The sequence below is a fragment of the Paenibacillus amylolyticus genome (genome assembly GCF_047302515.1).
GTDB lineage: Bacteria > Bacillota > Bacilli > Paenibacillales > Paenibacillaceae > Paenibacillus > Paenibacillus amylolyticus_G.
Genome location: NZ_CP168019.1, coordinates 338,218 through 349,748, shown reverse-complemented (window position 1 = coordinate 349,748; position 11,531 = coordinate 338,218). Strand labels below are relative to the sequence as shown.

Annotated in this window: 12 protein-coding genes; 1 reads left to right on the top strand and 11 read right to left on the bottom strand. The window is 48.3% G+C overall.

Features of this window, described 5'->3' with window-relative positions:
• Positions 1 to 18: 18 nt before the first annotated feature.
• From ACDJ59_RS01620 to ACDJ59_RS01585, 8 genes are all read right to left on the bottom strand, one after another.
• Positions 19 to 882, bottom strand: a complete 864-nt coding sequence (locus ACDJ59_RS01620) for an STM4011 family radical SAM protein (protein WP_413407416.1) — start codon at positions 880 to 882, stop codon at positions 19 to 21.
• Positions 879 to 2,267: an STM4012 family radical SAM protein gene (locus ACDJ59_RS01615; protein WP_036673517.1), complete on the bottom strand. Its 1,389-nt coding sequence runs from the start codon at positions 2,265 to 2,267 to the stop codon at positions 879 to 881. The genes ACDJ59_RS01620 and ACDJ59_RS01615 overlap by 4 nt, the downstream gene beginning before the upstream one ends.
• A gap of 47 nt (positions 2,268 to 2,314) precedes the next feature.
• A complete protein-coding gene (locus ACDJ59_RS01610) occupies positions 2,315 to 3,100 on the bottom strand; it encodes an STM4013/SEN3800 family hydrolase (protein ID WP_413407414.1) in 786 nt (261 codons plus the stop codon).
• Positions 3,093 to 4,340, bottom strand: coding sequence for an STM4014 family protein (locus tag ACDJ59_RS01605; RefSeq protein WP_413407413.1), 1,248 nt, complete (start codon positions 4,338 to 4,340; stop codon positions 3,093 to 3,095). The genes ACDJ59_RS01610 and ACDJ59_RS01605 overlap by 8 nt, the downstream gene beginning before the upstream one ends.
• 21 nt (positions 4,341 to 4,361) lie before the next feature.
• The gene (locus ACDJ59_RS01600; protein WP_413407411.1) at positions 4,362 to 5,204 is read right to left on the bottom strand and encodes an STM4015 family protein; all 843 of its coding nucleotides are present in this window, start codon (positions 5,202 to 5,204) and stop codon (positions 4,362 to 4,364) included.
• Between the two features lie 350 nt (positions 5,205 to 5,554).
• Positions 5,555 to 6,178: an XTP/dITP diphosphatase gene (locus ACDJ59_RS01595; protein ID WP_017692573.1), complete on the bottom strand. Its 624-nt coding sequence runs from the start codon at positions 6,176 to 6,178 to the stop codon at positions 5,555 to 5,557.
• Between the two features lies 1 nt (position 6,179).
• Positions 6,180 to 6,935 (bottom strand): ribonuclease PH, encoded by a 756-nt coding sequence (gene rph, locus ACDJ59_RS01590; RefSeq protein WP_017692572.1) that lies wholly within the window; start codon positions 6,933 to 6,935, stop codon positions 6,180 to 6,182.
• A 327-nt stretch (positions 6,936 to 7,262) separates the two neighbouring features.
• Positions 7,263 to 8,318 carry a GerMN domain-containing protein gene (locus tag ACDJ59_RS01585; RefSeq protein ID WP_413407410.1) on the bottom strand — a complete coding sequence of 352 codons (1,056 nt, stop codon included), beginning with the start codon at positions 8,316 to 8,318 and terminating at the stop codon, positions 7,263 to 7,265.
• 272 nt (positions 8,319 to 8,590) lie between these two features.
• Between ACDJ59_RS01585 and ACDJ59_RS01580 the strand changes: the two genes are divergently transcribed.
• Complete coding sequence (locus ACDJ59_RS01580) at positions 8,591 to 9,157, top strand: phosphatidylglycerophosphatase A (RefSeq protein ID WP_017692570.1); 567 nt, start codon at positions 8,591 to 8,593, stop codon at positions 9,155 to 9,157.
• Between the two features lie 161 nt (positions 9,158 to 9,318).
• On the opposite strand, the gene ACDJ59_RS01575 is transcribed toward ACDJ59_RS01580, so the two are convergent.
• The 3 genes from ACDJ59_RS01575 to ACDJ59_RS01565 are packed head-to-tail and all read right to left on the bottom strand — an operon-like array spanning position 9,319 to position 11,461.
• On the bottom strand, positions 9,319 to 9,972 hold the full coding sequence (locus ACDJ59_RS01575; protein WP_413407409.1) for a ferric reductase-like transmembrane domain-containing protein: 654 nt from the start codon (positions 9,970 to 9,972) through the stop codon (positions 9,319 to 9,321).
• 32 nt (positions 9,973 to 10,004) lie between these two features.
• Positions 10,005 to 11,048, bottom strand: coding sequence for an FAD:protein FMN transferase (locus ACDJ59_RS01570; RefSeq protein WP_413407407.1), 1,044 nt, complete (start codon positions 11,046 to 11,048; stop codon positions 10,005 to 10,007).
• The gene (locus tag ACDJ59_RS01565; protein ID WP_036673499.1) at positions 11,045 to 11,461 is read right to left on the bottom strand and encodes a hypothetical protein; all 417 of its coding nucleotides are present in this window, start codon (positions 11,459 to 11,461) and stop codon (positions 11,045 to 11,047) included. The genes ACDJ59_RS01570 and ACDJ59_RS01565 overlap by 4 nt, the downstream gene beginning before the upstream one ends.
• Positions 11,462 to 11,531: the final 70 nt, after the last annotated feature.

Here is an 11,531-nt window from a genome sequence, read left to right as displayed (position 1 = left end):
GCGCATTTCAATTCAAAGTTAACGATCGATCAATACTGGATTACGTTCAAGCAGCCCGCTGCCAAACGTTTCCTGGAAAGGGGAATCCTCCATATGGATGTAACCGATGTAACAGCCACATTTTTTCATGCGACAAGGCCGATCCGCAGACAAAGCCTGCAAACCATCGCGATATAGATGTCCAATGATTCGTCGATCCTTGTAACATCTCTTCACATGCCCGGACCCCTGTACATAAAATACTTCCGAACCGGCAGCACATCGTTTGCCCAAGCTCTCATAATCCTGCAGATTACCTTCAAAAAGCGGATCAAGCCCACGTAAAAACTGAATCTCTTCCGGCGTGTAATACTTGGGCCGATCTTTGAAGGCATTGACCCACATATACACATCATCCGGCAAAGCCTGTCTCATGGACTCGATTGCGGGGAAAGCACTACGGAGTCCGACAGTACCGACACTAAAAGCAAGTCCCATCTGACGCAAGGTCAGACATTTTTTAACAAAAGAAGCCTCTTTTGTCTCACGAGGATGATACGTCGCCCAAAAGGCTGCTTTGCTCGCATCCAGCTCCCTCGCCCAATCCAGCTTGACGGACAGGTTGGTTTGAATTGCAACTTTATCCACATGTGGCATATGTGACAGCTCAACCATCGCTTCCCGGTACCAACGACGCACCAAAGCTTCACCATAGGGATTGAAGAAAATCGAAAATTGGTGTCCCTCAACTTCCTGCTCCCTCACCCAATTCACAAATTGACGCAATTGTTGTTCGTCCACTTCCAACGTCTCTTTGGAATCCACCGTTTTGCTAAACGGGCAGTAGGGACAGTCGTAATTACAGGAAGACAACTTCCCCCGATAATACAAAGTCGCTCTCATGAGAAAACAAACCCTTCCATCTGTTCACGAATTTCGGCAGATATAAGCCAATCTCCAATCGCATCGGAGTAACCTAGTCCTTCTTCTGTCAGACGCAGCACCTGCTTGTCCTCATCGCTCTCCAACTCCGCCATGCCCTCTGTCAACAATTCAGCCAACCAGACATAGTCGGACATCACATCGGTACCAAAGCGCTGTTGGTAGTCAGACAGTGTCAATCCCTCCCGATGCAGCAAGGCTTTCAGAATAAAGCGACGTCTCTGTTCCTCACGACTTAACACGATGCCATAATCCGCTACATCGTAGCGCTCAGTTGCCACATAATCGGCAATGATGCTTTGTGTGGCCTTGTAACTCACGCCGTACTTGGAAGCATAATGTACTTCACTCGTATAAGAGCGTGCGCCACACCCCAGACCAACCATGCCTTCCTCCTGACAGCTGTATGGCAGAAGTGCTTTCGAGGACGACTGTTCTTTGGCAAATCTGCGCATCGAATATTGCACATAACCTTTACTTTTTAAAGTCTCACGTGCAGCTTTATACAGTTCCATCCGGATATCAGGTCCCTGACGGCGAATATCATCAGGCTTCACGATTGTATTTTCCCGTGTATACAAGGGATAGATAAAGATTTCGCCCGGTTCATAGGCCAGAACTCTTTCCAATGAATATATCCACGATTCCACCGTTTGACCCGGCAAACCATAGATCAGATCCAGATTTAACAATGGGAAATCATACCGAGTAAGCTTCTCAAGCGCTCGTTCAACTTCCTGCGGTTTTTGTGGACGATAGATGGCAGATGCTTCAGCTTCAATAAAACTCTGGATGCCCATACTGACACGATCCACACTTCGTTCCTTCATGATGGCCAGCTTGGCTTCCGTAACGGTATCCGGCGACGTTTCCACTGAAATCGATGCTTGCGCAGGGTCCAGCCCCATCACATGTTCAGCAATATCAAACAGACGATTCAACTGAACCTCATTTAATAATGTAGGCGTTCCTCCACCAATCGCAAATCGCGAATACGGTCTTCGAGATGTAATAGGTGCCCACTGCTTCGCCTGACGTTCCAGCGCATCTACATAGCGTTCATGCGTATCATCCCGTCGATCCGGCAGTGTGAACAGATTACAGAATCCGCAACGAGCAGCACAAAAGGGAATATGCATATATAAAAAATACGTATCGGTATTTTCCCGTTCCCACAGTGGCCCTAACGGCAGTGGTGGGTCAAGCTCCCGATAGGCGGTCTTGTGTGGGTACGAGTATAAGTAAGAACGATAAGGGAATGCCAGTACTTCACTGAGACTTGTAGCTATATTGGATCCGGACTGTGTGGAATGGCCTGTTGTTGTATGTTGTATATGTTTCTCCATCGGTTTCCTCCTGTTTCCGGTTGTTGTCCTCATAAGACCAATACATTCTATACTAAAAATTCACGGTAAGGCACCGTCCAGACGACATCATGCGCAAGCCGGTGTCCTTGATACCCGTCTTCACCGTAAGCTGTACCATGATCGGAAAAAGCCAGGCAATACGCAGGCCGGGCGCGTTTTCTCATCGCCTCGAACAAGGGCCCAAGAGCCTCATCTACATATCGAAGCGCAGCCCTTTGAGTTTCCACCGAGTCCTCCTTGGCTCCTTGCACAAAGTAACGATTGGGTCCATGAATGGCAGACACGTTCAAAAACATAAATATCTTTTCATCCGGCGCTGTCTGTTCAAGTAGCTTTAATGCATGCTGTACCTGATGCTCTGTCGATTTGGGGTTGGTTACCCCAAAGTTCATTCTCCAGTAGCTGTGTTGGAAATAGCCGGGCAATACTTTCGCAAGCGGGTTTTTTTTCGTAAAAAAGATGACGCCGCCAATACAGATGGTACGGTAACCTTCAGCTGCGAACCCGGATACGATATCCGGTGTATCAAACAGCCAGGTGTGCGGATGTGTTTTGAGCCCAGTATTTCGGGAATGAAATAGCCTTACATGAGATGCCTTATCTGTATTGGCAGGAGTCGGCATAAAACCACCAAAAAAAGCATGGTGTGCCGCATATGTAAAACTGCCTGGGGTATGACGCTTCTCCCACGGACCCGAACCACACAGATTAGGACAATTCTCCTCTTCCAGCTTGGCTACGTCATAGCGTAACGTATCCAGCGTAATCATTAACAGATCATGGGAGCCCACAATGGTGTTCATATCAGGCATGTTGAATAGGCTCCTTTCGTAAAAGTTCCATTTCCCACTCATAGGTTCCGAGGCCATGATGCTCGACCCTGTATAACAGATCTCCAAATGGATTCACATCCAGCACATAGGCACGCGGATTCGAACCACTAGTAAGCATCACATCAATCCCGGCCGACCACGAGTTGGGAAATGCAGACATGGCTGCTTGCGCTGCCGACCGTACCAGCGACATCCGCTGTTCATCCAGGCCTGCTTCAGCAGGCAGCATACGCTCATTGCGCAGATGCAGATTGGTAATCGGGGTACGGCTCAGCCGCATAATCGCGTGACCTGCCTGTCCACCTGCAACCAGTTGGCGAATATCATAGGCCCGCTGATCAAGCGTGGCTTTTGGCATCCACCGTTCAATCTGTGCACCTTCTGCACATAACCAGTTCATCAGCGTAGCAATCTCTTCACTGCGGGTATACTTGCGTAGACGTCCTTCATTGAAGAAAATCGTCTTGCCCTGTCTCTGTTCCATCCCCATTGTTGTTACAGCGATTTCATCACCCGTTCGGGGATTGACTTGATAGGCAACAACTCCTGAAGCCCCGGAGCCGCACGCAAGCTTCACAAACACACGATGCATCTCGTCAACCTTCATTGAGCTACGCAGTTCCATATAATTGCGGATTGGCTGCGAAGTTTGAAGCGCCGGAGGTACATCAACTCCATGTGAAGATAGATGCTGCTGACAAGTTCTCTTGTCAAACATCAATTGGATATCGGCGGGATCATTCATGAATCGGACTTCAGGCCACACTTCCCGAGCTTCATGGCCGATTCTATCCAAACATGCTTTCCAGCCACGGAACCACTGGGCAGGAGCGTAGATTCTTCCCCAGTCCTGTTCCAGCGCAAGTGCCTGTTCTGCGGAAAATGCTTCTGCACCTATTCCATCCGTTAAGGCTAACGTATCGTTCATAGCTCCAAGGAACAGTAGCTCACACTCCACTTCCCAATCCTCTCCAGGAGCATCAATCCGAATCAGGGGTACGGGCAGATTGGAATCTACTGTATCAGCGATGGTTCGTCCGTGTCTCCAATTCTGCAGCAATTGAGCATATGGCAGTACAACCGCAGGTTTCAAACCCAATCTATGCCTAGCCTCTTGCAGCCCTTGTGTTCGTCGGTTATCAGGGTTTCCGATCAATAAAAAGGGCTGATCTTGCGTTAGATCAGGTACATCTATTGGTTGATGCAGGCTTTCATTCATTTCCTTTACACCTGACATCGACTATTCCGTTAACGATGGATAGCGCCAGTCATCCTCATCACTCTGTTGCTGGTCGCTAACATCTACAGATATACCCGATTGGTTCCAGCGAATGATCATTTCATTGGTCATGTAATGGTAACTTAGATCAAGATGTTTCAGTTTCTTGATCTTGTCACTGGCAAGCAACGCTTCAGCCCCTTCATCGGACAACGTTCCTTGCGATAGATCCAGTACTTCAAGTTGATCCAGAATAGGCGCCTCAGATGCTGCTTTGGCAATCTCATCCTGAATTTCACTGTCTTTCAGACCCAAGTAAACCAGCTTTGGAAATAATCCTTTTTCTAACAAAGGGAGTACATCTTCAAGTGATCCATTGAAACCATAATTATCCACACCCAGGTATAGTTCCAGTTTACGCAATTCAGGCAACTCGGCATGGGTGATTGAAGATAACACTTCTTTCGGGAGACCACCACATATAATAATTAATTCTTCAAGCTTGGCATGCTGGAGTGACTCCAGACTGAGACCGCTACTGCCCATTACAGAGAATGATTTTAATTCTGGAAAGGCACCTAACAGCGGTGTGAGATTTGTCTGGATAATCCACGATACTTCACATTCTTCGAATCCCATATCTCCAATAAACAGTTTCTTCAATGACGGAAAGCTTGGAGCCGACTCGACGAGCGTACCCATGAACTCATCAGGTGAATTTTCATAAGCCTGTCCCCAATCTCCGATGACCAGACTTTCCAATGAGCTAGCCTCCGGTTTAGCTGCCAGTTCCTTAATTAATTTTTCCATACGAATGCCGTCCTCATAGTCATCGTAAGATACAACAAGCTTCACTTCTTGCATGAGTAGATCCCTCCGTTTAAGGTTCATATGTGATTCGTTAATTTGAATGTTAACCCATACCACACAAGGCTTGCAACTTCTTCCAACTCCAGTCCCAATAAGATTCCCAATCGTGCAATGTAAACCATTTCTCATATAGGCACAAGAACATTTGTTCTGATATGTAGTCGCAGAAATAGCTATCTTCAATTAGGTATATGGATGGACCTTCGCGAAACCCAATCAAACACTTCATTTCATAGAAAAAGCGTTAATGGAGGATGAAGCATCCCATCGGAATGCTTCTGTCCTTCCATTAACGCTTTGATGTTCACATATCATGAAGTTAAATCAAGATGTTTCGTTTAGTCTCAGCCTTCAAGTCTGGATACAAGCGCTCTCAGCGCGTGACCACGGTGGCTAATCGCCTGTTTTTGCTCAAGCGTCAGCTCTGCCATCGTCATCTCGTATTCAGGTACATAGAAGAGTGGGTCATATCCAAAACCGCCAGCACCTGCAGCTTGAGCCGTAATCCAGCCTTCCGCAGTGCCTTCTGATTCATACTTATCACCTGTTGTCGGATCGTACAGGACCAGCGCACAAACGAAACGAGCCGGACTTAGTAGCGGCTGCTCGGTGTCCTCACCGGATTTCAACGATTCCAGCGTCTCCAGCAACTTCGCATTATTCTGTGCATCCGTTGCTCCTTCCCCTGCATATCTCGCTGAATATACCCCTGGCTCACCATCCAACAGGTCTACACATAAACCTGAATCATCTGCCAGAACAGGCAAACCAAGCGCATCACCAACCGCTTTGGCTTTCTTCCAGGCATTCTCCGCAAACGTTACGCCATCTTCCACCACATCCGGCAGCTCCGGATAGTCAAACATGCTCTTAACCTCTTTGCCAAGCGGTGCGAAAGCATGAGCGAATTCACGGACTTTACCCGCATTGCGGGTAGCAACAATGAGGATTGGGCTGTCCAAACTCATCTTAGGCTTCCCCTAATCCACGCGCGCCGATCTTGAGCGCAATCGGTCCAAGCACTTCTTTTTGACGCTCGATCATCTCCAGAATTCCCTGCTCGCCCAGTTCCAACATGGCGTTCAGCTCACGGCGATCAAATGGTGCTTCCTCGCCTGTCCCCTGAAGCTCGACGTATTTACCTCCGCCTGTCATCACCAGGTTCATATCCACCTTTGCTTTGGAATCTTCATCATAGTTCAGATCCAGTACAGGCTGTTCACCCACAACACCCACACTTACTGCGGCAATGAAATCCGTAATCGGGAACACTTGCAGTTTGTGCTGTTGGGAGATCTTGTTCACGGCAAGCGCCAGCGCTACAAACGCACCGGTAATGGACGTTGTGCGTGTGCCTCCGTCAGCTTGAATGACATCACAGTCCAAGGTAATGGTACGCTCGCCAAGAGCCTGCAGATTAACTACCGAGCGCAGTGCCCGACCAATCAGACGCTGGATTTCCATGGTGCGTCCAGTTAATTTGCCGCGATTGGCTTCACGTTGGTTCCGGGTATGTGTTGCACGTGGCAACATGGAATATTCCGCTGTTACCCAGCCTTTACCCTGCCCTTTCATAAAGGGAGGTACACGTTCCTCTACTGTAGCTGTACAGATCACCTTTGTATCTCCAACTTCAATCAGTACAGAGCCCTCGGCGTATTTATTCGTGTTCACTGTTAAATTCAGCGGGCGCAGCTGTTCGCTGGTTCGTCCGTTTGATCTCATATTTTCTGCCTCCTACGACTTAAGCATCCTGTAATGTTGAACTTATTCACACTTTTAGAGATTGTTCAAAAAGCTCGATTTGATTACGAAAAATGCCTTAAGGCATCATCAGCATCGAATATGGAATTCAGCCGAATAAGCATAAGCTTACGAAGTATGTTTCCTTCGGAAACATTGTAGTTGCTCACGTAGTTTGCCTACGCTCCGCTACTCCATTTCTAGCTTCATCCCATCTTCTCGGTACTGAAAACCGCTCTTTTTGAACACGTATTTTTACGAATCCCTTATATTTTACCAAAGAGTTCGGTTAAAAGCATCCTGCGTTCATTAAATCGGAATTTCGTTGATATATTCAGGCTTGGAAACAGGCGCACTGTAATCCCTGTTGTCGTCACCCATGACCGTTTTTTGGCCGTTCCACTCGATCTGCACTTTGGCATCCTTACTGGCTGTATTCTCCACAGTCGTTAATACGACAGACTGTAACAGCTCGCTTGGCACGATATCCCCTTCGGCAAACATATCATCTTTCAAGGCAACCGTTACCGTGCCATCCTCTGCCGTTTTGACCGATTGCAGCTCCGTTCCGCCTGTCATGACCTCTTCCAGTTCTCCACCTTTGTCAGGTCCCTTGATCAGTTCATTCAATGCTGCCTGCACCCGATCTTCACCAGGTGTAACCAGACGTGTCACCGGAACATAATATTGGATGCCTGCTGGCGAAGCAGCGGAGAAATAGACCGTAACCGGGCTGCTATTCGTCACAAACGTATCACCCAGATCCAGATTGATTCCCACAGCCCGATTCAGCGGTTCAGGTAGCGGCGTGCTATTTACCGGCATTTGTGTTAACTTTTTGCCATCCACCCAGATCTGCACATTCTCCACATCAGGCGTTCCCGTCAATGTCCACGTGACAGCTTCTAGCATTTTCCGTTCTTCCTTCGCATCATACTTGGCAAAATTACCCGAGAACTCAACAACCGCCAGCTTGTCATCCGCGTGAATCGTTACATTCTGCACAACCGTTCCCTGCGGGAGAACGCCCTGGAATCCTTCAGGCAGCATACCCGCATAGGCCCCACCTGTGACAAGTGTATCCAGTGCTGTCTTTGGACTGCTTGCGTCTGTTCCAGAAGGAAGTGTCAGGGATACCGGAGCGAGCAGCCCCTGCTGGTCTTGCAGATATACCGTCGTTAACGGGAGCATTGCGAGTGCTCCATTCCCTTCGGCCGCTTGAATCATAGCTGCTTCCTGGATGGGCGGTGGTGGATCAACAGCTTCGGAAGACTGTGCTCCAAACATGCCGCAGCCTGACAATACCATAGGAATACTCAGCAGCGCTGCTGCCGATACCGTACGCAAAGAATGGATCTTTCTCATGATCACGTTCCCCCTCATCATTTTTACAGTTTGTACTACCATGTATACGAGCCTTTGTCCAAAAAATAACTAAAAGATAATAAGAAAAATGTCTATCAACGCACTTTCACGGAAGGCAGACCGTTTTTAGCTGAAATTTTTCATGTGTTAATCGAATTGTTCAACTTCACTGAAACTTATAATTTTATTATCTTAAAGAAACGTAAACCGGGTTAATAACGTATTAGGAAGCAAGAGTAGGGACATTGCTAACTTTAGAGGAGGAATCGCCCATGGAACATCCTGAGCAAGAAAAAATCCCTTACAGCCTGAATAGCCGCAAGGTGGCGGAGGCAACAAGGGAATGGCTGCATAAGCGGGGCGTCACGATCCCTGAGATCGCAGAGCTGGTCATGTTATTGCAACAAAAATATTATCCAGGTCTTACGATGGAAGAATGTATCGAAAATGTGGAGATGGTTCTCCGTAAACGTGAGGTACAGAACGCTGTTTTGACCGGAATTCAGCTTGATATTCTGGCAGAACAGGGGCAGCTCATATCTCCTTTGCAGGAAATGATTGAGAACGATGAAGGTTTGTATGGCGTGGATGAGATTTTGGCATTCTCCATCGTCAATGTATATGGCAGCATTGGATTTACGAATTATGGTTATGTGGACAAGCTAAAACCAGGGGTGCTTGAACGACTGAATGACAAGAGCCTGGGCCCTGTCCACACGTTCTTCGATGATATTGTCGGTGCGATTGCATCAGCAGCGAGCAGTCGGATCGCCCATCGCAAACAATCCGAGCTTGAAGAAGCACTGGGCGAAAAACCTGTTAGTGATGACGCCGTATAATGCGTAACTCGTTTCATATCTGAAGCCATGTGGAACATTGGACATGTGTATGGATGCCTCGTGAAATAAATGTTCGATAAAATAACTGTTCATGGAAAAAGCGGCCGGATGGCCGCTTCTTTTGCATGTGTAACGATACATATTGGATAATCCACATGTTATTATTTCAGATGTTTAGGTCGTACCGTTCCCACCAAACCAAAACCTTCAACCCAATTCTGCTCGGAAGGTGAACCAGATGTTGCCCGTTTCGGTCCAATCGTGATTTCCGGGCCTTTGCGTTCTCTCAACATGCCACGCAGCACGGTGATGCCAAGGATGCTGAGTCCGGTAAATACATACATCATCCGCATGATGATATTACCAGAATCTGATCCCGTTACCATGCCGTGAACCAGCAGACCAATGAACACCGGATAGGACAACATGTGGAACATGAACCACCATTTGCGGCCCAGCTTGCTCCGCAGATCACTGGATAACAGGACAATCACTAATCCGTAGAAGGCTAACGTTCCCAGACCACTGCCGATCGGATGCACGGAGGCTGTAAAAGGAATCAGAAGTTCTCCCCAGGTAAATGGGCTGTAATGATCAATATATAACGTTAATGCGTGCACGAGTCCAAGTCCGAAGGCGAGCCAGGTCGTTCGGGTATGCCATTTGAACATGGCTGCTTTTGGTTTGCCTTTGGCCATAGGCATCCCTTGCGCAATGCCCAGAAATACACCGGCAAAGAGCAGCACATAAGCAGCAATTCCACTAATTCGAATGATATTCCACGTCGGCAGAAAATCTACAATCCATTGTGCCATAACCGGCCCCCCCCATATCTGTTAGACTTGTCCTAGATCAGACTGAAGCGATGATCCGGATCAAAACCAGGCCAGTGCTCAGCGAGCGTATCTGTATTCCCTCTAAAATAAATACTCCCATCCCGTGTCATCCACAGGACGTCATGCCGATCGTAATGTCGGTTTAACCAGCCCACGGCTTCGGCACTCCCCAGAATGCATACCGTCTTGGCAGTGATCTCGCATTGCGAAGCATGCTGTCCCATAACGGTACACTGCAATACATCCGTATCCGCCGGTTCCATCGTCCGAGGGTCAATGAGATGGTGTGCAAGGCTTCCGTCCGTATTCTGCCATTGTCTGCGGGAAACACCTGAAGTGGCAACAGCTCCTCGCTGTAAGCGAACCACACCTGACACATTCTCCTGATCATGCAAGGGATCTGCTACTTGCAAGGTCCACTGGGAATGGTCTGGTGAACCCCATACTTGAATATCTCCACCCGCGTTAATCAACCCCGCCGGGATATGCAACGTTCGCTGTAACCAGTCTGCGATACGCTCCACTGCCCAGCCCTTAACAATGCCTCCCAGGTCCAACTCAGCTCCGGGGTCCAGATGAACCATCCGGCTACCTTCCCGCTGAATCCAGCTCGGACGGCTGTGGTCATATCGATCTTCCATCCAGCCTGATGATTCAGGTGTTTTCGTTCGCAATATCCGTTCAAGCAATGGACGTTGCGGTTGTCGTTGTTGCACCTTCTCGAAGGATAGATCGTATCCCGAAGCCTGAAGAGCCTGCGAGATGCCCGGTTGAAAAATCCCTTCGGTCAGGCCAATATATCCATAGGCCAGACTCAAAACCTCATCCATCGCAGCCGAGATCGGCATCCATCCCGTCGAACCATTCAGACGATTCAGTTCACTGTCTGCCACAAATCGGCTGAAACGCTGCTCCTGCGTCTCAAACCAATTCTTCACCACGGTTGCTGCATGTTCAGCTTCTTCCCGCCCAGCGGACAGTTGCACTTCAACATCCGTGTTCATCGCACGGAATTGAAATCGGAGCGGACGAGCAACTTGCTCCGTGCGGCTCATGACGCACCTGTACGTGACTGATAGTTGCCACTGCTGTATCCGGAGTCTGTACCCTGGTTATTTTGCCCAATACGCTGAGAATCTGAATAATTCCCCTCGTTACTCGTGCTCTGATCTGGCCGAGCTGCTTGTGTGCTATCGGATGTTCCATTATATTGACTATCATTATTGTCATTGTCCTGCGTGTTCCAGTTGTTGCTGTCCGTTGTACTGTTGATCCATTCATCCATCACATCATCGTGCGTATCCACTTGGCTTGAAGCAGTAACGCTTGTATCTGTGCCATTCGCTGCTGCATAGGCCACATCAAAGGCATCCGAAGTTCTTACATATTGAAAAAGTGCAGCCACAGTCAACGTTGCTGCCGCTGAAGCTTGCCATTTTCTCCATTGATTCCGTTTTCTTCTGGTCATCGCTCTTCCCTGCTTTCTTTAGGGTGTGTCTTAAGACACGCCCTAGCGAAGTTCATAGATGTATCATAGG

Excerpts from the sequence above, each read along its gene's own strand:
- ACDJ59_RS01620 (WP_413407416.1), bottom strand. The coding sequence starts at position 882 with ATGAGAGCGACTTTGTATTATCGGGGGAAGTTGTCTTCCTGTAATTAC.
- ACDJ59_RS01615 (WP_036673517.1), bottom strand. The coding sequence starts at position 2,267 with ATGGAGAAACATATACAACATACAACAACAGGCCATTCCACACAGTCC.
- ACDJ59_RS01610 (WP_413407414.1), bottom strand. The coding sequence starts at position 3,100 with ATGCCTGATATGAACACCATTGTGGGCTCCCATGATCTGTTAATGATT.
- ACDJ59_RS01605 (WP_413407413.1), bottom strand. The coding sequence starts at position 4,340 with ATGAATGAAAGCCTGCATCAACCAATAGATGTACCTGATCTAACGCAA.
- ACDJ59_RS01600 (WP_413407411.1), bottom strand. The coding sequence starts at position 5,204 with ATGCAAGAAGTGAAGCTTGTTGTATCTTACGATGACTATGAGGACGGC.
- ACDJ59_RS01595 (WP_017692573.1), bottom strand. The coding sequence starts at position 6,178 with ATGAGTTTGGACAGCCCAATCCTCATTGTTGCTACCCGCAATGCGGGT.
- rph (WP_017692572.1), bottom strand. The coding sequence starts at position 6,935 with ATGAGATCAAACGGACGAACCAGCGAACAGCTGCGCCCGCTGAATTTA.
- ACDJ59_RS01585 (WP_413407410.1), bottom strand. The coding sequence starts at position 8,318 with ATGAGAAAGATCCATTCTTTGCGTACGGTATCGGCAGCAGCGCTGCTG.
- ACDJ59_RS01580 (WP_017692570.1), top strand. The coding sequence starts at position 8,591 with ATGGAACATCCTGAGCAAGAAAAAATCCCTTACAGCCTGAATAGCCGC.
- ACDJ59_RS01575 (WP_413407409.1), bottom strand. The coding sequence starts at position 9,972 with ATGGCACAATGGATTGTAGATTTTCTGCCGACGTGGAATATCATTCGA.
- ACDJ59_RS01570 (WP_413407407.1), bottom strand. The coding sequence starts at position 11,048 with ATGAGCCGCACGGAGCAAGTTGCTCGTCCGCTCCGATTTCAATTCCGT.
- ACDJ59_RS01565 (WP_036673499.1), bottom strand. The coding sequence starts at position 11,461 with ATGACCAGAAGAAAACGGAATCAATGGAGAAAATGGCAAGCTTCAGCG.